Here is a 20,457-nt window from a genome sequence, read left to right as displayed (position 1 = left end):
CGTCACTCACCGCCTGATACCGCGATGGGGGCGAGCCCCGTCTTGGCGCGCAGGGCGTTCAGGGCGGAGAGGTCGAGAAGACCGGAGATCGATCCGCTCGAACCGGTGCCGACGGCGACGGCGTGCGAGACGAGCGTCGGATAGGCCGTCGCGACGGGATCGGCCGAGAAGGTCACGTTGCCGAGGGCGCGGTCGAGAACAGCAGGCGCGAGCGACTTGCCCGTGTCGGCCTTCAGCTTCGCGTTCAGAGCGTCGGCGGCCTTAGCCTTGTTCGCGTTCAGCCAGGCGATCGCGTCCGCGTTGCCCTTGACGAGCGCGGCGACGGTGGCCGGATGCGCTGTCAGGAACTGCTGCGACACCACGAGCACGGTGGTCGGGAACGTCTTGCGCGGCCAGAGTGTCGCCTCATCGACCAGCACCTTGGCACCTGCGTCTACGACGAGGGTGGAGGCCCACGGTTCGGGGAGCCAGGCGCCGTCGAGCTTGCCGGTCTTGAAGAGGGCGAGCGTCTGGGCATTGTCCGTCGGGTTGATGGTGACGTCGCCCGAGCCCGAGACCTGGGTCTTGTAGCCCTTCGACTTCAGCCAGTAGCGCAGTGCCACATCCTGCGTGTTGCCGAGCTGCGGTGTGGCGAGGGTCTTGCCCTTGAGGTCGCTCGCCGAGGTGATGCTCGGAGCGACGACGAGCGAAGCGCCGCCGTTCGTCGCGCCGGCGACGATCTTCAACGACTGGCCGTGGCTCTTGATGTACGAGTTGATTGCCGGGCTCGGGCCGATGTAGGCGGCGTCGATCGCGCCGGCGCTGAGCGCCTCGATCTCCGCGGGTCCGGCGTTGAAGATCTGCTCGGAGAGCTTGGTCGACCCGAGCGCGGCCTGGAGTGTGCCGTTCTGGAGTCCGACGAGGGCCGGGCCGTGCGTGATGTTGTCGAAGTACCCGAGGCGGAGGGTCGCGGCGGGGCTTCCGGTGGACGGTGTCGCGGCGTCGGCGGACGTGCAGGCGGCGAGCAGGGCGGCTGCGGCGAGGGCGATCGTGGCGGCGGTGGCGACGCGACGGAGGCGGGCGGGGCTGGAGGTCTGGTTCTGGCGATTGGTGCGAGTCATGAGACGGGCCTTTCGATCGAACGGACGATGCCGGCAGCGAGCGTGCTGCCGTCCTGGGGATGGATGAGAAGGAAAGCGCCGGAGCGCCGGTGGGTGGAGAAGACATCGAGGGCGAGCGGGCTGCCGGTCTCGAGGCGGGCGAGACCGATGTCGTTCAGTTCGAGACGATCGGCGGGTTCCAGTCCGAATGTGTCGAGGTCCCGGCGACCGAGGAGCGAACTGATCCTCGCCTGCGCGATCGAGGTGCCCGACTTGACCAGGAGGCGGTCGCCCACAGTCAGCGGCCGGTGACCGAGCCAGAAGAGCTCCGCCTCGAAGCCGCTCGTGCTCGCGGGCAGGCTGCCTGCCGAACCGATCAGCGCGCCACGCGCCAGGTCGAGGTCGTGCTCCAGCTCCACCGCGACCGACTGCGGTGCGGAGGCTTCGGCGACGTGACGGCCCGCGACGGTGATGGAACGCACGACCGTGGAGGCGCCCCCGGGATGCACGTCGACGACATCGCCGACGCGGACCGTGCCGCTCGCGAGCTGGCCGGCGTACCCGCGGTAGTCGCGGAACGCATCCGGCTCCGCAATGGACGGAGACACCGCGCCCTGCGGCCGGAGGACCAGCTGGACCGGCAGCCGGAATTCGGCATCGCCGGCTTCGCGTGCCTCGTGTTCATCCGTCGTCGGGAGCGTCTCCAGCAGGTCGAGCAGGGTTTCGCCGGTGTACCAGGGCGTGCGCTCTGAGCGCTCGACCACGTTGTCGCCGTCGAGGGCCGAGACCGGGACGACCCGCACGTCCCGCAGCCCCAGCTCGTCGGTGACGGCGAGCAGGTCGGCCGTCAGCTCGACGATCGGTCCCTCGGCGAAACCGAGGAGATCGATCTTGTTGACGGCGACGATCACGTGCGGCACGCGCAGCAGGGCCAGCACCGACAGGTGGCGGCGGGTCTGCTCGAGCACGCCTTTGCGCGCATCGACGAGCACGATCACCGCATCCGCCGTGGTGGCGCCCGTGACCATGTTGCGCGTGTATTGAACGTGCCCGGGGCAGTCGGCCAGGATGAACGACCGCCGGCCGGTCGTGAAATAGCGGTAGGCGACGTCGATCGTGATGCCCTGCTCGCGCTCGGCGCGCAGCCCGTCGGTGAACAGCGCGAGGTCGATCGCGCCGCTGTCCCCACCGAAGCCGCGCTCGATGGACGTGCGGGTGACCGCTTCGAGCTGGTCGACGAGGATCGACTTGCTGTCGTGCAGCAGGCGCCCGACGAGTGTCGACTTGCCGTCGTCGACCGAGCCGGCCGTCGCGAACCGGAAGAGCGTTCCGGTCGTCACGGGGGCGGCGAGCACCGGCGGATAGTCGGTGGTCAGCGTCATCAGAAGTAGCCCTCTCGCTTGCGGTCCTCCATGGCGGCCTCCGAGATGCGGTCGTCGGCGCGGGTCGCGCCCCGTTCGGTGATGGTGGATGCGGCGACCTCGCGGACGACATCCGTGACAGTCCGCGCATCCGATTCGACGGCACCCGTGCAGCTCATGTCGCCGACGGTGCGGTAACGCACCTGCACACGCTCGACGTGCTCGTCAGGCCGTGGCTCGGAGACCGGGCCGACCGCGCGCCACATCCCGTCGCGACGGTAGACCTCGCGTTCGTGGGCGTAATAGAGGGAGGGGAGCTCGATGCCCTCGCGCTCGATGTAGCGCCAGATGTCGAGCTCTGTCCAGTTGCTGATCGGGAAGGCGCGCACATGCTCGCCTGGACGGTGGCGGCCGTTGTAGAGGTTCCAGAGCTCGGGGCGCTGGTTGCGCGGATCCCACTGACCGAAGCTGTCGCGGAGGGAGAGGATGCGCTCCTTCGCCCGCGCCTTGTCCTCGTCGCGGCGCGCGCCGCCGAAGACGGCGTCGTGGCGTCCGGCGGCGATCGCGTCGAGCAACGGCACGGTCTGCAGCGGGTTGCGTGTGCCGTCGGTGCGCTCCTCGAGGCGCCCGTCGTCGATGTAGTCCTGCACCCGCGCGACCGACAGTCGCACTCCCAGCTTCTCGACCGTGGCGTCGCGGAAGTCGATGACCTCCGGGAAGTTGTGGCCGGTGTCGACATGCAACACAGGGAACGGCACGCGACCCGGCCAGAACGCCTTGGCGGCGAGGTGGAGCACCACGACGGAGTCCTTGCCGCCCGAGAACAGCAGCACAGGGCGCTCGAACTCGGCGAAGACCTCGCGGATGATGTGGATGGCCTCGCTCTCGAGCACGTCGAGGATGTCGCCGGTGGGCGTCGCGGTGGTCGGCCGGTCGATCGTGTTCGTGATCGTCATTCGTGGAGCCCGCATTCTGTCTTGCCGAAGCCGGCCCAGCGGCCGGACCGGGGGTCGTCCCCGGGTGCGACGCGCGAAGTGCAGGGCGCGCATCCGATCGACGGATAGCCGTCGGCCGTCAGCGGGTTCACCGGCACTGAGAAAGCTGACGCGTAGTCGAGGGTCTGGTCGAAGGTCCAGGCGGCGAGCGGGCTGACCTTGATGAGCCCGTTCTTCGCATCCCACGCGATGACCGGCGTCGCTGTGCGAGTCACTGCCTCGTCACGGCGCACCCCGGTGAACCAGAGTTCGTAGTTCTCCAGCGAACGCCCGAGCGGCTCGACCTTGCGCAGCGCGCAGCACAGATTCGGGTCACGCGCGAAGAGGTCCTTGCCGTGGTCCACATCCTGTTCGGCGACGGTGCGCCGCGGCTGCACGTTCACCACACGCACCGACAGCTCCCGGGCCACCCGGTCGCGTGTCTCGTAGGTCTCGGGAAAGTGGTAGCCGGTATCGAGGAAGAGCACGTCGATGTCCGGCAGGTACTGCGAGACCAGGTGCGGCAGGATGGCGTCGGCCATCGAGCAGGCGACGGTCGCGAGGCTGGTGTCGAAATTGCGCGCGACCCAGGCGACGACTGCATCGGCGGGCGCATCGCCGAGTTCGCGGGCGCCACGCTCGGCAAGTGCCCGCAGCTCGTCGTTCGACCGACGGAGCGGTGTCTGGCTGATGGCTGTCGTCATTTCAGTGCCTCCTCGTCCGCGCGGTGCGCCCATTCGGCGAAGGTCTCCTCGTTCTCCCGGTCCTTCAGGAAGCGGAGAACGAGACGCTCGACGTAGTCGGGCAGGTCGGTGGTGGTCACCTTGAGGCCGCGGATGGTGCGGCCGAGGCCGGGCTCGGCGCGGTCATTCGATGCGAGCCCGCCGCCGAGGTGCACCTGGAAGCCGGGAGTCTGTCCGCCGTCGCCGTCGGGCAGCAGCTGGCCTTTCAGGCCGATGTCTGCCGTCTGGATGCGCGCACACGAGTTCGGACATCCGTTGACGTGAAGCGAGATCGGAGCAGGCAGATCGACCTTCGCCAGCCGCTTCTCGAGTTCGCCGACCGCGCGCGCAGCGGCGGCCTTCGTCTCAACGATCGCGAGTTTGCAGAATTCGAGGCCGGTGCAGGCGATCGTCGAGCGCCGGAACGCGCTCGGCCGGGCCGAGAGGCCGATGTCGTCGACGGCCGCGATCACGGCTTCGACACGATCTTCGGGGATGTCGAGCAGCACCAGCTTCTGGTGCGGCGTCGTGCGCAGGCGGCGCGAGCCGTTGGCTTCGAGGATCTCGGCCAGGCGGGTCAGACCCGAGCCCGAGATGCGTCCGACGATGGGAGTGACGCCGATGTAGAACGCGCCGTCCTTCTGGCGGTGTACGCCGATGTGGTCGCCGGGGGTCGTCGGGGTCGGCGCTGCCGGACCGTCGGGGAGCGGGTAGTCGAGGTATTCGTCTTCGAGCACCTGGCGGAACTTCTCGGTACCCCAATCGGCGAGAAGGAACTTGAGTCGCGCCTTGTTGCGGAGGCGGCGGTAACCGTAGTCGCGGAAGATCGCCGTCACGCCGTACCAGGTCTCGGCCACACGATCGGGTTCGACGAACACGCCGAGGCGTTCGGCCAGACGCGGAGCCGTGGAGAGTCCGCCGCCGACCCACAGGTCGTAGCCGACACCGAGTTCAGGATGCTCGACCGCGACGAACGCGACGTCGTTGATCTCGTGGACCACATCCTGACTCGGATGCCCGGTAAGGGCCGTCTTGAACTTGCGGGGCAGGTTCGCCAGCTCGGGGTCGCCGATGTAGCGCTCCGTGATCGCGGTGATCGCCGGGGTCGGGTCGATCAGTTCGTCGGCGGCGATGCCCGCGACGGGCGAGCCGAGGACCACGCGGGGAACGTCACCACAGGCCTCGGTCGTACCGAGTCCGACGCTTTCGAGGCGTCGCCAGATCTCCGGGACGTCCTCGACCCGGATCCAGTGCAGCTGGATGTTCTGGCGATCGGTCAGGTCGGCCGAGTCGCGCGCGAACTCGTTCGAGATCCCGCCGATCACGCGCAGCTGCTCGGTCGACAACTGACCGCCATCGATGCGCACCCGCAGCATGAAGTACTTGTCTTCGAGCTCTTCCGGTTCGAGGGTGGCCGTCTTGCCGCCGTCGATGCCGGGCTTGCGCTGCGTGTAGAGACCCCACCAGCGGAAGCGACCGTGAAGGTCGGTCGGGTCGATGCTGTCGAAGCCCAGCCGCGCGTAGGTGGACTCGATGCGCTCGCGCACGCTGAGGCCGCCATCCTCCTGCTTCCACGCCTCGTTGCCGTTGAGCGGGGCGGTGCCGTCGACCTTCCACTGCCCGTTGCTGCGCTGGGTGCCACCCGTCAGTGGTCGCCGAGGTGCGACGACGGTCGGCGCGCTGCTGGCGCTGTCTTGCATGGCGGAACTCCTCGACTGACGCGGATGGGGGTTGGCTCCGCAAGCTAGCCGAGTGCGCGTTGCGCGGTCGAGGGTCAGCGCAACATGACGCAACAGGGGGAAACGGTGGGCGTCATGTGACGCGGTTCGTTTGACAGCGATCGGTCGGTACGCGACGCGAGATACCGCCTTACGGCGACCGGAACGGAGGGGACTCCCTGAACCGGAATCGCTGACCAAGGCCCAGGAGGACACTGCTTTGGCGTTGGCAAGGACGGCAGCGCGCTAGCCCCACGACGGCGAAGGACGAGTGAGCAAGCCACTGAATGGATGGCATAAAGTCGGCTACAAATTATTGCCTCGAAATGCGGCTACAAAATACGTGAGATTCTGGTGCATGAGTTTCCAGAGTCCAGGCAGGAGCCTGGACGGGTGCTTCACGGAGCTGACGCGGCTGCGCATGGCCACGAACTGATGCTGCAGGCGTATGGCAGCGAGGAAGCCCTTTCGGCGGCGATGGTTGTTCCCGGAAGGCCAAAACTTGGCAGCGGTCGGCGCGGGCCCTCGCCTACTGTGCGCGCCCGCATTTCCGAGCAGGACTTCGCCGAGCTCGCCCACCTGCGCGAACTCACCGGGCGTACCGAGGCGGACCTGGTTCGCGAGGGTGTGCACCTGCTGTTGGCTCAGTACAAGCAGGCGAGCTAGAGCCGAATCACTTCGTGAGCTCGGTGTACGCCTTCAGCGCCTTGATCGTACGCTCGCTTTCGCCGGCCGCCATCCGCAGGAGCATGGGCTGCACGACGCGCAGCATTCCGTGGGTCGTCATCACACCGACCCTGGTGAGGCGTGTGCCTGCCGGGGTGGTGTCGACGGTGTAACGGATGAGCGCATCCAGCGTGCCCGACGGCTTGCTCTGGTGGAACTCCAGCATGTGGTCGGGCATGTCTTCGACGAGTTCGCCGCGCATCCGCCCGACCATCGTCGAATCTTCATAGACCAGCGATGTGGTCGGCTGGGGCGTGCCCACTCTCGTTCCGCGATACACCATGGAGTGACCGAGCCACGACGGGTAGGCGTCGAGGTCTCGGAGGGCGGCATAGACCGCCTGGGCCGACGCGTGGATGTCGATGGTGTTCGTGATCCGTGCCACGGTTCCTGTCATACACCCGGTCGTGCGTTCGCGCATCAGTCGGATGGTTTGTGCTGGTCGCCGCTCCGTTCGCCGGTGCATTCCAACCTAGGGTATAAATATCCTAGAATCAATGTGATCAAACGATAGGAGCACCAAGGTGAACGTCCATGGGACCCAGACCGCGTCGCTGAACAGCTAGCTTGTGGAGCGTTCCCGCGCCTCGGGTAGACGGCACTGGCGATTGGGACGCGACGTCGCACTGATCTTCGTGGTTGCAGTACTCGCGTCCTTCCTCATGAAGACGTTCGTCGTCAGGTCGTTTTACATTCCTTCGGCCTCGATGGAGAACACTCTCCACGTCGGCGACCGGATTATTGTCAACGAACTGGTACCGAAACTGACCGCGGTCCACAGGGGTGACATCGTGGTGTTCAGGGACCCCGGCGGATGGCTGCCAGAGACCGTCCACACCGAATCCAATCCGGTCGCCTCGGTAATGGACGCGGCCCTCTCCTTTGTCGGTATATCCACCCAGGACAGCAGCCAATACCTCGTGAAGCGAGTCATCGGTGTGCCGGGTGATCACGTGACGTGCTGCAACGCGCTGGGTCAGCTGACCGTCAACGGATCGCCGCTCAGCGAGCCGTACGCGGTTGTTCCGTCTGGAGGGGCGAAGGCGGCAACAAGGTCATTCGACGTCGTGGTCCCTTCGGACAGTATCTGGGTGATGGGCGACAACAGGTACAACTCGCGTGACTCGAGTCTGAATCAGGAACTCCCCGGCAAGGGATTCGTTCCTGTGAAGGATGTGGTCGGGAAAGCGGTCGCAATCACCTGGCCGATCGAGCATTGGGCCTTGGTAGACAGTTATCCCGCGACTTTCGACGGCACATCGAGGCAGGTGTCATCGTAAGCGACCTGTAAGCGCGGTGTAAGAGGCCCGGTCGACACTGGTGTCATGACAACACGCACTATCGCCATCGTCGGGGCCGGACTCAGCGGACTCGTCCTCGCCCGCATCCTGCAGGTGAACGGCATCCGCTCGACCGTCTACGAACTCGAGGCCACCGCCGAAGCACGCAGCCAGGGCGGCTCGCTCGACATCCACGACGATTCCGGGCAGATCGCGCTGCACGAGGCCGGGCTGCTCGACCAGTTCCACGCCCTGACGCATCCGGGTGGCGAAGCGGTTCGCGTGCTCGACAAGACGGGCACCGTGCACATCGACAAGACCGATGACGGCGCCGGCGGGCGCCCGGAGATCGACCGGGGCGACCTGCGCCGAATGCTCATCGACTCGCTCGACGAGGGGACCATCCAGTGGGGGCGCAAGCTGGTGGAGGTCACGCAGCTCGCGCCGGGACGCCACGAACTGCACTTCGCAGACGGCAGCACGGTCGAAGCCGACCTCGTTGTGGGTGCGGATGGCGCCTGGTCCAAAGTGCGCCCGCTGCTCTCCGCGGCCACGCCCGACTACACCGGGATCACCTTCGTCGAGTTCCGGCTGAGGGATGCGGCCGCGCGCCACCCGCGCGAGGCGGCCACGATGGGTACGGGCTCGTTCTTCGCCGCATCCGACGACAAGTACATCGGCGGCCACGGTGGCGCGGACCTGTGGGTCGGCGTCGGTGCCCGCCTGCCCGAGACCTGGATCACTGGGAGCGGCATCGATTGGACCGACCCGGTTTCAGCGCGCGCGGCCGTGCTCGAACGTTTCGCTGACTGGAGCGACGAGCTCACCGACCTCATGCGGAACAGCGACGACGACATTGTTCCCCGCGCGATTTATGCCCTTCCGACCGGCCATTCGTGGGCTCGCGTCCCCGGCGTGACCCTCGCAGGCGACGCGGCTCACCTGATGTCGCCGTTCGCCGGCGAGGGAGCCAACCTGGCCATGTTCGACGGAGCGGAGCTGGCGCTCGCGATCATCCGCAACGGCGACGACCTGGACGCGGCGCTCGCCGAATACGAGCCGTCGCTCTTCGAGCGGGGACGCGAATCCGCGGAGCAGTCCGCGTTCGGACTGGACATGATCTTCAGCCCGAACGCACCGGACGAACTGGTCGGCTTCTTCTCGGGCCACCCCGGCCCGGACGCCGCCGACAGCTGACCACGTCGGGAGCTACCGCAGGATCCCCAGCTGCCGCGCGACAGACACCGCGGCCGTGCGCGACGACACGTCGAGCTTAGAGAAGATGTGCACGAGGTGCGACTTGACGGTGGTCTCGCTGACCACGAGCGCCGCAGCGATCTCGCTGTTCGAGCGGCCCGCGGCGACCTGGTCGAGCACCTCGATCTCGCGTCGGCTCAGACTGATCTGCGGCGCGCGCATCCGGTTCAGCAGGCGGCCGGCAATGGCGGGCGCGAGGGCGCTCTCGCCCGACGCGGCAGCGCGGACCGCGGCGATCAGCTCAGCAGGCGGTGCGTCTTTCAGTAGATAACCGCTCGCCCCGGCCTCGACCGCGCTGAGGATGTCTCCATCGGTGTCGTAGTTGGTCAGCACCAGCACATACGGCGGGGCTTCCAGCTCCCGGATGCGCCGGGTCGCCTCGGCGCCTGTCGCGTCGGCACCGAACTGCAGGTCCATCAGCACCAGGTCGGGATTCTCCTTTTCGGCGAGTTCCACCGCTTCGTCGGGGGTCGATGCCTCGCCGACGACGGTGATCCCGTCTTCGTGGTCGAGCAGCGCGCGGAGGCCCGCGCGCACGACAGGATGGTCGTCTGCGATCACGAGCCGGATCATCCGTCGCCCTCGACTTTCAGTTCGACCGAGACGGTGGACCCGTGGTCGGACGCCGCGTCGATGCTGAGGGTTCCGCCGAGCTGGTCGACGCGCTCGCGCGCCGCAGTGAGGCCGAACGAGTCGGAGGCGCCGGAGGCCCGGTCGACGGCGACCCCGGCCGGGTCGAAGCCGCGGCCGTCGTCGCTGATGGTCAGCCGCACCGTGTCGGCGTCGCGATCGATGGTGATCGTCGCGTTCCGCGCATCCGCGTGCTGCATGACATTCGCCATGGCGCCCTGCGCGATCCGCAGGAGCGCCGTCTGCACGTGGATGGGAAGGTCGATCGCATCCGAGACCCGCACGTGCACGTCCAGCGAGTCGCTGCTCCACTGCGTCTCGGCGAGCCGACGCAGGGCCGCGCCGATCCCCTGGTCGACGAGGGCGGCGGGGGTGAGTTCGCGCACGAACCGGCGGGCGTCGACGAGGTTGGTCGCAGCGGTTTCGCGGGCGAGGCGGACGTACTCGACGCCCGGGCCGTCGGGAGCTTCGCGCTCGGCGGCGTGAAGCAGCATCTGGATGCTCGACAGGCCCTGCGCGACCGTGTCGTGGATCTCGCGCGCGAGTCGTGCCCGCTCTGCCAGCACGCCGGACTCGTGTTCGGTCTCGGCGAGCTGGTCGCGCGTGGCGATGAGTTCGGCCATCAGCGCTTCCCGCTCCTGGGATTCTCGGGCGAGCGATCGGTAGCCGAGCCCGATCAGGATGGCCACGCCGGCGCCCACGAGCGGGCCGACGATTCCGCCGACCGTCCATCCGCCGTGCAGCCCGAGCGCGACGATCGCGAGGGCCGTCGCCGCGAGCACGGCGAGCGGGCCCCACCAGCCGGGGAGCAGGTGCAGGTAGAGGAAGAACAACGGGAAGACGAGATATGCCGCTTCGGGAATGAGCCAGACCAGCGCGATCCACTCGACAGACAGGACCAGCAGCCAGAGCAGCCCGGCGCCGCGGAACGAGCTGCGGACGCCGAGGCCGCCGAGGGCGTAGGTCGCCAGCAGGATCACGCAGAGCACGATCACCGCGCCGCTCGACGGGGTCGGTGAGACGACGGCGCGCACGACGACCAGGACGGTGAGGGCGACGAACACCACGTGCAGGCCGGTGCGAAGACCGACGAACACAGGGGTCAACGCGGTGTGAGTCATGTCAATTCAGGATACGGGGGAGGGGGCTCCGTGCCATCCATCAAAAGTTCGAACGGGGGGTCCGCAGTTCGTCGCTGGGAATCCGTCCGCACGGGCGATGACGCGGAGGCGACGAAAAACGAGGGTTGAAGTGTCGCTGAAAACAGCGTCACAGAAAGGACCCACATGTTTGTCGCCTGGCGAGATCTTCGCTTTGCCAAAGGACGGTTCGCCCTCATCGGGTCGGTCGTCGCCCTCATCACTCTCCTCGTCGGATTCCTCAGCGGACTGACCGGCGGCCTTGCGTCGCAGAACGTCTCAGGCGTGCTCGACCTCCCCGCCGACCAGATCGTCTTCTCGCAGCCGAAGACCGACACCTCGAACGGACCGAGCTTCGCCGACTCCGCGATCACGAAGGCACAGGCAGACTCGTGGTCGACGGCGGGCGACGTCTCGGCGTCGGTTCCGATCGGGATCTCGCAGACCCGCGCGCAGGCCGGCAGCGCCGGGACGGGGGATGCGCAGTCCAGCGGAACCCAGGCATCCGTCGCACTCTTCGGTGTCGGCGCAGGCTTCGCAGGCGATCATCCGGCAGCGGACGGGCAGCTCGTCCTCTCTCAGGGCGCTGCCACGGCGCTCGGGGTCGCCGCGGGTGACCCCGTCACGATCGCCGGTACTGAATACATCGTCGAGTCCGTCGGGGGCGATGCCTGGTACAGCCACACCCCCGTCGTCTACCAGACACTCCACGACTGGCAGTCGTACTCTGCGGCAACCGGCAACACCGGTGCGTACGCGACTGTGCTCGCGGTGACAGGCGCACCTGACTGGACGGCGGAGAACGCCGCGGCCGGCACGACCAGCCAGACCCCGCTCGGGTCGCTGACCGCCATCGGCTCGTTCCGCTCCGAGATCGGGAGCCTGCTGATGATGGTCGCCCTCCTGTTCGGAATCTCCGCTCTCGTCATCGGCGCGTTCTTCACGGTGTGGACGATGCAGCGAAAAGGCGACATCGCCGTGCTCAAGGCGCTCGGCGCATCCACCGGCTCGCTGGTCCGAGACGCGCTCGGGCAGGCCTTCGTCGTGCTGCTCGTCGGCGTCGGCGTCGGGATCGGCGCTGTCGCCCTGCTCGGAAGCCTCGCCGGAGCCGCGCTTCCGTTCATCCTGAGCCCCTTCACGACCATCCTTCCCGCGGTTCTCCTGATCGCGGCCGGACTCGCCGGCGCGGCCTTCGCGCTGCGTTCCGTCACCTCCGCAGACCCACTCACCGCCCTCGGGAGCAACCGATGATCCAGCTCGACAACGTCACGCTCACCTTCCCCGACGGCGACAGCCGCATCACGGCCGTCGACCACGTGTCGCTCATCGCGCATCCGGGAACCGTCACCGCTATCACGGGCCCCAGCGGCTCCGGCAAGTCGAGTCTCCTCGCGGTCGCGGCCACGCTCATCCGCCCGGACTCCGGTCGCGTGCTCATCGACGATCTGGATGCTGCCCGCCTGGACGCGAAGGAGGCGAGCGATCTGCGGCGCGACAGTGTCGGGATCGTCTTCCAGCAGTCCAACCTGCTGCCCTCGCTCACCGCCCGGGAGCAGCTCACGGTCATGAATGAACTCGGCAGGCGCGGCAGCCGCGGGCGGCGCAAGGCTGCGGCGACCCGCGCAGACGAACTGCTGGATGCGGTCGGCCTGGGCGACCACCGCGACAAGCGGCCGCACCAGCTGTCCGGCGGTCAGCGGCAGCGCGTCAACATCGCGCGCGCGCTGATGAACGACCCCAGCGTGATGCTCGTCGACGAACCGACGAGCGCGCTCGATCAGGAGCGCGGCGCACAGATCATCGACCTCATCCTGCGCCTGACCGACGAGCTCGACACCTCCACGCTGCTCGTCACTCACGATCTCGTGCACCTGCCGCGGATGCACGCCGTGGTGCACCTGGTCGACGGGCGTCTGACGTCGTCCGTCGGCGAGTCGGGCGAATTGGCGTTCGCGTAGGGGACTGCCACTCGCCGCACTAGATAAGTCCCAGCGCACTAGTACCACTTAGTGCGCGGGGACTTTACTGGTGCGGCGACGACGCGGCGGCGGCGCGGCGGCGCTCAGCGGATGCCGACCGCCCGGCGGGCGTTGATCGACTTCGTCTGCGACCGCAGCGTGAAGATGTCGACGAAGGAGCCGATACCGAAGAGGCCCCACGTCAGCAGCCAGAGGATGCCCCGGCCGTACTTGCCGAGGTAGAAGTGCTGCATCCCCGCCAGGCCGATCAGTGTGAAGAGCATGAAGAAATAGGCGGCGAAGATCGATTTCGACCGCAGCGGTGCGACGGGGACCTGGATCTGGATCGTGCTAGGCATCGTGCTCTCCTACTTCGTGTCCTGTGCGGCGGTGGTCCCGCTCACAGCCGGCGGGGTGAGGTCCTTGTACTGGGGGAGGCCGCCGTCGAGCACGGGAACCGCGAGGTGCAGGGGCGAGTTCGTCGTCATGAAGGTGAGCGGGTGGAGGCTTCCCGGCGGCGAGTCGACGGTCACGAAGAGAACTTTCTGGTTGTCAGGCGTCCCGAGCTGCACGGTGCTCCCGGCGGGGACAATCACGAGACGCGCTGCCCCCGCGGCGACGTCCTGGATCGAGACGTCGTGATCGACGAAATCCTCGTTGACAAGGGTCACGACGAGATTGGACAGCTGCCCCTCCTCACCGGTGACCAGCACGGCATTGCCGACGAAGACTTTGCCCGTTTGTCCGCTCACTCCGTCGCTTGTCTCGACCGTGGTCTCGGTGGTCTGCGGCACGAAGAAATCGCAGCCTGCGAGGCTGAGCGCGATCGTGGCTCCCACCGCCGCCGAAAGGGTGGCGGTGATCAATTTCCTGGGGATCATGAGTGCCCCTGTCATGGATCGGTCCTAGTCGGGAGTGTAGCGGGGCTTGCCAGCTGTGCACCATCGGCGTATATTCACCCATATGGGTGAATATCAGACACAGACTCTCGATCGGGTGTTCGGAGCGATCTCCGATCCGACCCGGCGTGAGATCCTGACCCGCCTCTCGGCGTCGGATGAACGGGTCACGGATGTGGCCCGCCACTTCTCGATCTCGCTCAACTCGGTCTCCAAGCATGTCCGTGTGCTCGAACAGGCCGGGCTGGTGCGGCGATCCGTGCAGGGTCGCACCCACATGCTGTCGCTCAACGCAGCGCCGATGGCCGAGGCAGCCGACTGGATCGAGTACTACCGGGCCTTCTGGACCGACCGTCTCGCATCCCTCGATCACTTCGTGACAGGAACCCTCGCCGCTGCCGAAGGCGCCGCCCCAACCCCGACCGCCGCAACCCCGACCGCCGCAACCCCGACCGCCGCAACCCCGACTGACAAGGGAGCATCCGCATGACCCAGTTCACTCCGACCAGCCCACTCATCGTCAAGCGCGTCATCGCAGCCCCGGCCGAAGTGATCTTCGACGCCTGGACCGACGCCGACAGCTTCGCGACGTGGATGACCGCTGGTCCCGTCACGCACGCCGAAGCCAGTACCGATCCACGCGTGGGCGGAGAGTTCACCGTCATGGTGCACACGCCGTCGCAGTCGCTCCCGCACCGTGGCACCTATCTCGTCATCGACCGTCCGCGCCGGCTGTCGTTCACCTGGTGGTCGCCCAACACGGACGGCAGGGAGACCACAGTGACCGTCGACTTCACCGAGGTCGACGCCGGCACCGAGGTCGCCGTGACCCACGAGGGCCTGCAGACCCGTCGCGCGTGGGACGCCCACTCGGGCGGCTGGGTCGTCTGTCTCGAAGCGCTCGACCAGCTTGCCGTTGCGCGCAGCGTCAGCCCGCGCGCCTGAGGAACCGCAGGAGGATGGGATGAACACCATACGACTCCGCACGACCGCGCTGACCGTCACCCTCGGCCTGGCTGCCGCAGCGTGGGCGGTCACGCTATGGCAGGCGAACGGCATGGACATGGGTGTCTCGACCCGGCTCGGACCCCTCGCCTTCTTCGTTCCGCTGTGGATCGCGATGATGGCGGCGATGATGCTGCCCGGCGCAGCCCCAGCGGTCGTTCGCAGCGCCGAGGCGAGCGGTCACGCCGGCGCGGTGCCTGCGTTCATCGTCAGCTACCTCGCCGTCTGGACCGTCGTCGGCCTCCTCGTCTACGCGCTCTACCGGCCGCATACGACGCTGGTCGCCGGCCTGGTGGCGGTCGCGGCGGGCGTGTACGAGCTGACCCCGCTCAAGCGGCGATTCCGCACGCGGTGCCGGGACGGCATCCGCTCGGGCATCGTGTTCGGACTGTACTGCGTCGGATCGAGCATCGGGTTGATGCTCCTGCTGGTGACGCTGAGCGTGATGAGCATTCCGTGGATGTTCGTGATCGCGGCCGTGGTCGTCGCACAGAAGCTGGTTCCGCCCCGGCTCGCGATCGACATCCCCGTCGCTGTGGCGATCGTCGCACTCGGTGTGCTGATCGTCGTCGCACCGGCAGCGGTCCCAGGGCTCATTCCGTCGATGTGACGAACGACCTGATCTGGATGAAGGAGACGACCATGACCGAGCACAGGACCGCAACGCGTGAGGAGTGGCTCGCAGAACGCCTGGAGCTGCTCGCCGAAGAGAAGGCGCTGACCCACCGCGGCGACGAGCTGGCCCGTCGGCGGCAGGAGCTGCCCTGGGTGCGCATCGACAAGGAGTACCGTTTCGAGACCGACGGCGGGACCGCATCCCTCGCCGATCTCTTCCGGGGACGCTCCCAACTGATCGTCTACCACTTCATGTTCGGACCGGACTATGACGCCGGCTGCCCATCGTGCTCGGCGATCGCGGACGGGTTCAACGGCTCCGTCGTGCACCTCGAGAACCACGACATCTCATTCTTCGCCGTCTCGCGGGCGCCCCTGCCCAAGCTGCAGGCGTACAGGGAGCGGATGGGGTGGACGTTCCCGTGGGCGTCGTCGTTCGGGAGCGACTTCAATTTCGATTTCCACACCTCCCATACACAGGAGGAGTGGCGCGCGGGCGAGGTGGACTACAACTACCGCACCATCGACCTGCGTCCGCCGGACGACGCGGGCCGGGCCTGGTATGACGAACTGGCGGCGAAGGTGGGGACCGACTGGGAGACCTACCGTCGCGAGGGGCCGGGGATGAGCGCGTTCGTGCTCGAGGACGGCGTCGTCTACCACACGTACTCGACGTATGAACGCGGCGTCGACGCGCTCTGGGGCATGTACCCATGGCTCGACCGGGCTCCGCTCGGACGCAACGAGCCCGGCTTCTGGTGGCGCCGGCACGACGAATACGCGCAGTAGTCCACCATTGCGGTCGCGACCTCGCGGACACTAAGGTTTCGCCATCCGCACGGATGCGCGTGTCAGCTCCGGCGGCTCGGACGGAGGATGTCCCATGGCTGCAACCGAACCCCCGATCATCCCGTTGCCGGCGTCGTCGGCGTCGCCCGGTCCCGGCCCGACCGCGGAGCCGCAGGAGCTCGAGCCGTCGTCGATCTCGGAAGCGCGCATCACCTCCCAGCTCGCCTGGTACCAGCGGCACGCCGGCTACTCGCGCGTCTGGTACCTGACGGTCAAGGTCGTGCAGCTGGTGCTCGCTGCCGGTGTGCCGGTCGCCGTCGCGGTCAGCGCGCCGACCTGGCTGACCGCCAGTCTGGGCGCGACGATCGTCGTGCTCGAGGGCGCGCAGCAGTTGTTCCAGTGGCACGACAACTGGATCCGCTACCGGATCACGGCCAGCTCGATCGCCTCGCAGCGGAGCCTGTTCGCCGCGCGGGCCGGCGACTACGCGACCACGGATCCGGTCCCGCTGCTCGTCGAGCGGGTCGAGGCGCTGGCGACCAGTGAGACGACCTCGTGGGCGAAGTCGTCGCAGGCGAGCGAGAGCGGCCAGCCCGGGAGCGGCGCGCACCAGGCGTGACTGCGCTCGGGTTGAGGCGCTGCGCGCTCCTGACTGGGCTGCGCGCGTTCAGTCGGTCGGATGCGCCTCCGCGGCATTCATCCGTGCGTCCGTCACCACGAACAGGAAGAAGAACATCGAGAGCACGACCGCGGTCATGATGCCGAACACGGCGGTCACGCCGAGCCACTGGGCGAGCACCCCTCCGATGGCCGCACCGACAGGCATCGTGCCCCAGGCGACGAGGCGGTACGCGCTGTTGACGCGCCCGAGCAGGCGGTCCGGCGTCGCGCGCTGGCGGAACGAGACGACGATGATGTTCCACATCATGACCGTCATGCCGCCGACGAAGAACGCCCCGCCGATGGCGAACACATTGGTGGTCAGCGCGGGAACACCGACCGTGAGAGCGGGACCGATCATCGAGATCGCGATCGTGCGCGCCCGGCCCAGGCGGCGTTCGAGAGGGACCGCCATGAACGATCCGATGACACTGCCGATCGCAAAGCTGGTCAGCAGGATGCCGTACTGCGGCTCGGTGAGCTTCATCGGCGACTCAGGACCGACGGCGTAGAGCACGAAGACCGCGAAGGCCGCGTTGGAGGAGAGGTTGAACACGCCGGTCATGATCGCGAGGACCCGCAGCACGGTGTGCCTCCAGAGGAACCGCAGGCCTTCGGCGATGTCGGCGCGCATGGTCGTGCGCCCGGTCCTCTCGACCTTGAACGAGCCGCGCATGAGCAGTAGGGCGCCGATCGCCACGAGCCACAGTCCGGCCGGTGTGGCGAGGGCCACGGCAGCTCCGGCGGCCGCGAGCAGCCCGCCGAGCGGCGGCCCGAGGAACTGGTTGGACACCGTCTCTGCGACATAGAGACGGGAGTTCGCGCGAGGAAGCACCTCGCGTCTGACGACCTGGGGCAGGATCGACTGCGCCGACGTGTCGTAGAGGGTCTCGGCCATTCCGACGGTGAACGCGCCGATGTAGAGGATCCAGATCGAGCCGAAGCCGAACGCGGACCCGAGAGCGATCACCCCGACGATGGCCGCACGTGCGATGTTCGCGCCGAGCATCGCACGGCGGCGGTCGATTCGGTCGGCGAGTGCGCCGGCCGGAAGAGCGAAGAGCAGCCAGGGGAGGGTGAACGCGAAGGCGAGGCCGGCGATCAGCGTCGGGCTGCGCGTGAGTTCGAGGGCGATCAGGGGCAGTGCCACCTTGAGGATGCCGTCGGCGAGGTTGGAGAGCCCGTCGGCCCACCAGAGTCGCCAGAAGGAGCCGCCGAGCTTCGCTGCGGACCCGCCCTCGGAGGCTCCCGTGTCCGTGGTCTCGGCTGGGTTGGAACTGGTCACCTATGGAGAATTGCACATCGATTGAGAAAACTCAAGGTGATGGAAGAATCTCGATCATTGGCTATCATGAAGAGGTGACGGACACTCAGAATGGGACGCCCGCGGGGCTCGCGGTCGACCCGCGCGACCGGCGACGGGAGGCGACCGTCAGCGAGGCCAAGGCGCTGTCGCATCCGCTGCGTGCGCGCATCCTGCGGCTCTGTTCACAGCACGAACTGACCAACAAAGAGCTCGCCGATCGGCTCGACCAGGACCCGGGAACGGTGCTCTACCACGTGCGCAAACTCGTGGATGCGGGGCTGCTGCTGCCCGCACCGGTCCGCACCGGGCCGAGCGGCGCACTCGAGAAGCCGTACCGGTCGACCGGCCAGTCGTGGTGGCTGAACGATCCGCTCGGCGGCAACGGGGAGGACCGCTACCTTCCGCCGATCGAGGCGTTCCAGGAGGAACTGCGCGAGGCCGGCCCCGGCGCCGTCGAGACCTTCGAGCGTTTCGCCCTGCACCTGTCGCCCGCGCAGCTCGAGGAGCTCGACCTGCGCATCGTCGCCATCCTCGACGAGTACGTGCTCACCGAGCACGAGCGGATGGACCAGCCCATGCACGGAGGCCTGTTCGTGCTCCACCGCCTAGCGGAATAGCGGCGGCTAGGTCAGTACGCGTACGGGAGTGCCTGCGAGGAACGCGACGATGTCTTCCACGGCGTCACCGTAGAAGATGCGGTAGCCGTCGGTCGTGACGTACCCGATGTGCGGCAGAAGCAGGGTGTTCGGCAGCGTGCGGAGCGGATGGTCGGAGGGAAGCGGCTCCTCGTCGTAGACGTCGAGTGCGGCGCCGGCGATCGCGCCGGAACGCAGCGCATCCACCAGGGCGGCCTCATCGACGATCGGGCCACGCGACGTGTTGACCAGGTATGACGCCGGACCCAGGAGGCTCAGCTCTTCCGCACCGATCAGCCCCCGGCTGCGATCGCTCAGTGGCATGTGGATCGTGACGATGTCCGACCGGATGAACAGCTCCTCTTTCGAGACCACGGTGACCCCGTGCGGCTCTGCGCGCTCCGCCGTGAGGTTCGGGCTCCACGCGATCACGTCCAGCTGGAACGCCTGCGCGAGTCCCGCCACAGGGACGCCGAGGCGGCCCAGCCCGACGATTCCCAGGGTGCGTCCGGCCAGCCCAGGACCGATCGTGTGCTGCCATCCGCCTGCGCGCACTGCGGCATCCTCTTCCGCGATGTGCCTGGTGAGCGCGATGATCATCCCCATCGTCAGCTCGGGAACCGCCGAGCCGCTGGCGCGGGTGCCGGCCACGGCGATGCCCGCCTCCCCTGCGGCCGCGAGGTCGATCGACGGGTTGGACATCCCGGTGGTCACGAGGAGCCGGGTCGAGGTCAGCCGGCGCAGCACCGCAGCCGGGAACGGCGTGCGTTCGCGCATCGCGACGACCACATCGCTGCTGGCCAGTCGCTCGACGAGAGCGTCGGCGCCGGCGATGTGCTCGTTGACGACGTCGAGCCGCGCATCCGGGATCGCCGACCAGTCGGCCATCGCGAGCGCCACATCCTGGTAGTCGTCGAGAATCGTCACCGTGATGGACATGGCGCCAGACTACGCCGCCGCCTCCGAGCATCCGTTCGCCACGGATCGACCAGGAAGCCTGCGGTGGGCGTCGATCTCTGGCGAATCGATGGAGGCACGCCACCCAGGGGCGCTAGGCGTCCGCGGTCGCGTGCTGGGTCAGGTCGTCGACGGTCGTCACGGTCGCGAAACTGCCGCCGAGGGCGGCCAGGAACGCGGCGTGCACGACATCGCCCGGGATGAGCGTGTCGCCGAACTCGAGGTCGGGTGCGGCGCAGGCGTCGGCTGCGACGGTCACCGCGAACCCGAGGTCGGCGGCCGCGCGCACGGTCGAGTCCACGCACATGCTCGTCATCATTCCGACGATCACGACGTCCCCGACGGCGGCGTCGCGGATGCGGTGCTCGAGGTCGGTGCCGAGGAACGAGTTGGGCGACGCCTTGAGCACGACGGGCTCATCGGCGAGCGGTGCGACGGCATCGTTGATCTCGACGCCGTACGTTCCTGGGCGCATGAATGTCGCATCCGGCGCATCCCACACGTGCTGCACGTGCACGATCGGTGCGCCGCTCGCCCGGAAATGCGCGAGCAGCGCTCCCGCGCGTTCGGCGGCCGCTTCGGGGCCGACCAGCGGGTACGCGCCGCCGGGGAAGTAGTCGTTCTGGATGTCGACGATCACCAGTAGTCGGGTCACCGCTCACTCCTGTCGTTCAGGTCTTCGTGTCGTGTGGGCGCCGGGCGAAAACGAAAGTGGCCCCGAGATCATTCTGGGGCCACTTCCGTTTC

24 protein-coding genes are annotated in these 20,457 nt (G+C 67.8%); 11 read left to right on the top strand and 13 right to left on the bottom strand.

Translation table 11 applies throughout. The features are described from left to right. Positions 1 to 2: 2 nt before the first annotated feature. The 5 genes from AAYO93_RS15380 to AAYO93_RS15360 are packed head-to-tail and all read right to left on the bottom strand — an operon-like array spanning position 3 to position 5,836. On the bottom strand, positions 3 to 1,100 hold the full coding sequence (locus tag AAYO93_RS15380) for an ABC transporter substrate-binding protein (protein WP_345762036.1): 1,098 nt from the start codon (positions 1,098 to 1,100) through the stop codon (positions 3 to 5). Then, entirely contained in the window at positions 1,097 to 2,455 is a 1,359-nt protein-coding gene (locus AAYO93_RS15375; RefSeq protein WP_434056690.1) for a sulfate adenylyltransferase subunit 1, read from the bottom strand. The genes AAYO93_RS15380 and AAYO93_RS15375 overlap by 4 nt, the downstream gene beginning before the upstream one ends. Before the next feature lie 5 nt (positions 2,456 to 2,460). Beyond that, on the bottom strand, positions 2,461 to 3,396 hold the full coding sequence (gene cysD / locus AAYO93_RS15370) for a sulfate adenylyltransferase subunit CysD (RefSeq protein WP_345762034.1): 936 nt from the start codon (positions 3,394 to 3,396) through the stop codon (positions 2,461 to 2,463). Then, entirely contained in the window at positions 3,393 to 4,118 is a 726-nt protein-coding gene (locus AAYO93_RS15365) for a phosphoadenylyl-sulfate reductase (RefSeq protein ID WP_345762033.1), read from the bottom strand. The genes cysD and AAYO93_RS15365 overlap by 4 nt, the downstream gene beginning before the upstream one ends. Further along, positions 4,115 to 5,836 carry a nitrite/sulfite reductase gene (locus AAYO93_RS15360; RefSeq protein WP_345762032.1) on the bottom strand — a complete coding sequence of 574 codons (1,722 nt, stop codon included), beginning with the start codon at positions 5,834 to 5,836 and terminating at the stop codon, positions 4,115 to 4,117. The genes AAYO93_RS15365 and AAYO93_RS15360 overlap by 4 nt, the downstream gene beginning before the upstream one ends. A 552-nt stretch (positions 5,837 to 6,388) precedes the next feature. Between AAYO93_RS15360 and AAYO93_RS15355 the strand changes: the two genes are divergently transcribed. Continuing rightward, positions 6,389 to 6,520, top strand: a complete 132-nt coding sequence (locus tag AAYO93_RS15355) for a hypothetical protein (protein WP_345762031.1) — start codon at positions 6,389 to 6,391, stop codon at positions 6,518 to 6,520. Between the two features lie 7 nt (positions 6,521 to 6,527). Here AAYO93_RS15355 and AAYO93_RS15350 read toward each other — a convergent pair whose 3' ends face one another. Further along, on the bottom strand, positions 6,528 to 7,001 hold the full coding sequence (locus AAYO93_RS15350; protein WP_345762030.1) for an SRPBCC family protein: 474 nt from the start codon (positions 6,999 to 7,001) through the stop codon (positions 6,528 to 6,530). A gap of 148 nt (positions 7,002 to 7,149) precedes the next feature. Here AAYO93_RS15350 and lepB point away from each other — a divergent pair, with 148 nt between their 5' ends. Further along, positions 7,150 to 7,860: a signal peptidase I gene (gene lepB / locus AAYO93_RS15345; RefSeq protein ID WP_345762029.1), complete on the top strand. Its 711-nt coding sequence runs from the start codon at positions 7,150 to 7,152 to the stop codon at positions 7,858 to 7,860. A gap of 45 nt (positions 7,861 to 7,905) precedes the next feature. Next, the gene (locus tag AAYO93_RS15340) at positions 7,906 to 9,057 is read left to right on the top strand and encodes an FAD-dependent oxidoreductase (RefSeq protein ID WP_345762028.1); all 1,152 of its coding nucleotides are present in this window, start codon (positions 7,906 to 7,908) and stop codon (positions 9,055 to 9,057) included. Positions 9,058 to 9,069: 12 nt separating this feature from the next. On the opposite strand, the gene AAYO93_RS15335 is transcribed toward AAYO93_RS15340, so the two are convergent. Further along, on the bottom strand, positions 9,070 to 9,690 hold the full coding sequence (locus AAYO93_RS15335; protein ID WP_345762027.1) for a response regulator transcription factor: 621 nt from the start codon (positions 9,688 to 9,690) through the stop codon (positions 9,070 to 9,072). Beyond that, entirely contained in the window at positions 9,687 to 10,868 is a 1,182-nt protein-coding gene (locus AAYO93_RS15330; RefSeq protein WP_345762026.1) for a sensor histidine kinase, read from the bottom strand. The genes AAYO93_RS15335 and AAYO93_RS15330 overlap by 4 nt, the downstream gene beginning before the upstream one ends. 165 nt (positions 10,869 to 11,033) lie before the next feature. Here AAYO93_RS15330 and AAYO93_RS15325 point away from each other — a divergent pair, with 165 nt between their 5' ends. Then, entirely contained in the window at positions 11,034 to 12,137 is a 1,104-nt protein-coding gene (locus AAYO93_RS15325) for an ABC transporter permease (protein WP_345762025.1), read from the top strand. Then, positions 12,134 to 12,844, top strand: coding sequence for an ABC transporter ATP-binding protein (locus AAYO93_RS15320; RefSeq protein WP_345762024.1), 711 nt, complete (start codon positions 12,134 to 12,136; stop codon positions 12,842 to 12,844). The genes AAYO93_RS15325 and AAYO93_RS15320 overlap by 4 nt, the downstream gene beginning before the upstream one ends. A 104-nt stretch (positions 12,845 to 12,948) precedes the next feature. On the opposite strand, the gene AAYO93_RS15315 is transcribed toward AAYO93_RS15320, so the two are convergent. Both AAYO93_RS15315 and AAYO93_RS15310 read right to left on the bottom strand, forming a co-directional pair. After that, positions 12,949 to 13,203, bottom strand: a complete 255-nt coding sequence (locus AAYO93_RS15315; RefSeq protein ID WP_345762023.1) for a TM2 domain-containing protein — start codon at positions 13,201 to 13,203, stop codon at positions 12,949 to 12,951. Between the two features lie 9 nt (positions 13,204 to 13,212). After that, positions 13,213 to 13,740: a hypothetical protein gene (locus AAYO93_RS15310; protein WP_345762022.1), complete on the bottom strand. Its 528-nt coding sequence runs from the start codon at positions 13,738 to 13,740 to the stop codon at positions 13,213 to 13,215. A gap of 67 nt (positions 13,741 to 13,807) precedes the next feature. Here AAYO93_RS15310 and AAYO93_RS15305 point away from each other — a divergent pair, with 67 nt between their 5' ends. From AAYO93_RS15305 to AAYO93_RS15285, 5 genes are all read left to right on the top strand, one after another. Then, positions 13,808 to 14,233 carry an ArsR/SmtB family transcription factor gene (locus AAYO93_RS15305; protein WP_345762021.1) on the top strand — a complete coding sequence of 142 codons (426 nt, stop codon included), beginning with the start codon at positions 13,808 to 13,810 and terminating at the stop codon, positions 14,231 to 14,233. Beyond that, the gene (locus AAYO93_RS15300) at positions 14,230 to 14,688 is read left to right on the top strand and encodes an SRPBCC family protein (protein WP_345762020.1); all 459 of its coding nucleotides are present in this window, start codon (positions 14,230 to 14,232) and stop codon (positions 14,686 to 14,688) included. Before AAYO93_RS15305 ends, AAYO93_RS15300 begins: the two co-directional genes overlap by 4 nt. Before the next feature lie 19 nt (positions 14,689 to 14,707). Next, entirely contained in the window at positions 14,708 to 15,358 is a 651-nt protein-coding gene (locus AAYO93_RS15295; protein ID WP_345762019.1) for a DUF2182 domain-containing protein, read from the top strand. Between the two features lie 32 nt (positions 15,359 to 15,390). Further along, positions 15,391 to 16,152 (top strand): DUF899 domain-containing protein, encoded by a 762-nt coding sequence (locus AAYO93_RS15290; RefSeq protein WP_345762018.1) that lies wholly within the window; start codon positions 15,391 to 15,393, stop codon positions 16,150 to 16,152. Positions 16,153 to 16,246: 94 nt separating this feature from the next. Next, positions 16,247 to 16,771 carry a DUF4231 domain-containing protein gene (locus AAYO93_RS15285; RefSeq protein WP_345762017.1) on the top strand — a complete coding sequence of 175 codons (525 nt, stop codon included), beginning with the start codon at positions 16,247 to 16,249 and terminating at the stop codon, positions 16,769 to 16,771. 48 nt (positions 16,772 to 16,819) lie between these two features. Here the strand turns inward: AAYO93_RS15285 and AAYO93_RS15280 are convergent, their stop codons facing one another. Further along, the gene (locus AAYO93_RS15280) at positions 16,820 to 18,097 is read right to left on the bottom strand and encodes an MFS transporter (protein ID WP_345762016.1); all 1,278 of its coding nucleotides are present in this window, start codon (positions 18,095 to 18,097) and stop codon (positions 16,820 to 16,822) included. Positions 18,098 to 18,171: 74 nt separating this feature from the next. Between AAYO93_RS15280 and AAYO93_RS15275 the strand changes: the two genes are divergently transcribed. Beyond that, positions 18,172 to 18,735 carry an ArsR/SmtB family transcription factor gene (locus AAYO93_RS15275; protein WP_345762015.1) on the top strand — a complete coding sequence of 188 codons (564 nt, stop codon included), beginning with the start codon at positions 18,172 to 18,174 and terminating at the stop codon, positions 18,733 to 18,735. Positions 18,736 to 18,741: 6 nt separating this feature from the next. Here the strand turns inward: AAYO93_RS15275 and AAYO93_RS15270 are convergent, their stop codons facing one another. Both AAYO93_RS15270 and AAYO93_RS15265 read right to left on the bottom strand, forming a co-directional pair. Then, positions 18,742 to 19,692, bottom strand: coding sequence for a D-2-hydroxyacid dehydrogenase family protein (locus tag AAYO93_RS15270; protein ID WP_345762014.1), 951 nt, complete (start codon positions 19,690 to 19,692; stop codon positions 18,742 to 18,744). A gap of 112 nt (positions 19,693 to 19,804) precedes the next feature. Continuing rightward, positions 19,805 to 20,365, bottom strand: a complete 561-nt coding sequence (locus tag AAYO93_RS15265) for a cysteine hydrolase family protein (protein WP_345762013.1) — start codon at positions 20,363 to 20,365, stop codon at positions 19,805 to 19,807. Positions 20,366 to 20,457 lie beyond the last annotated feature (92 nt).

The organism is Diaminobutyricibacter sp. McL0608, assembly GCF_039613825.1.
Taxonomy (GTDB): domain Bacteria; phylum Actinomycetota; class Actinomycetes; order Actinomycetales; family Microbacteriaceae; genus Diaminobutyricibacter.
The sequence above is the reverse complement of the archived record's forward strand: the minus strand, read 5'-3'. Positions and strand labels throughout refer to the sequence as shown.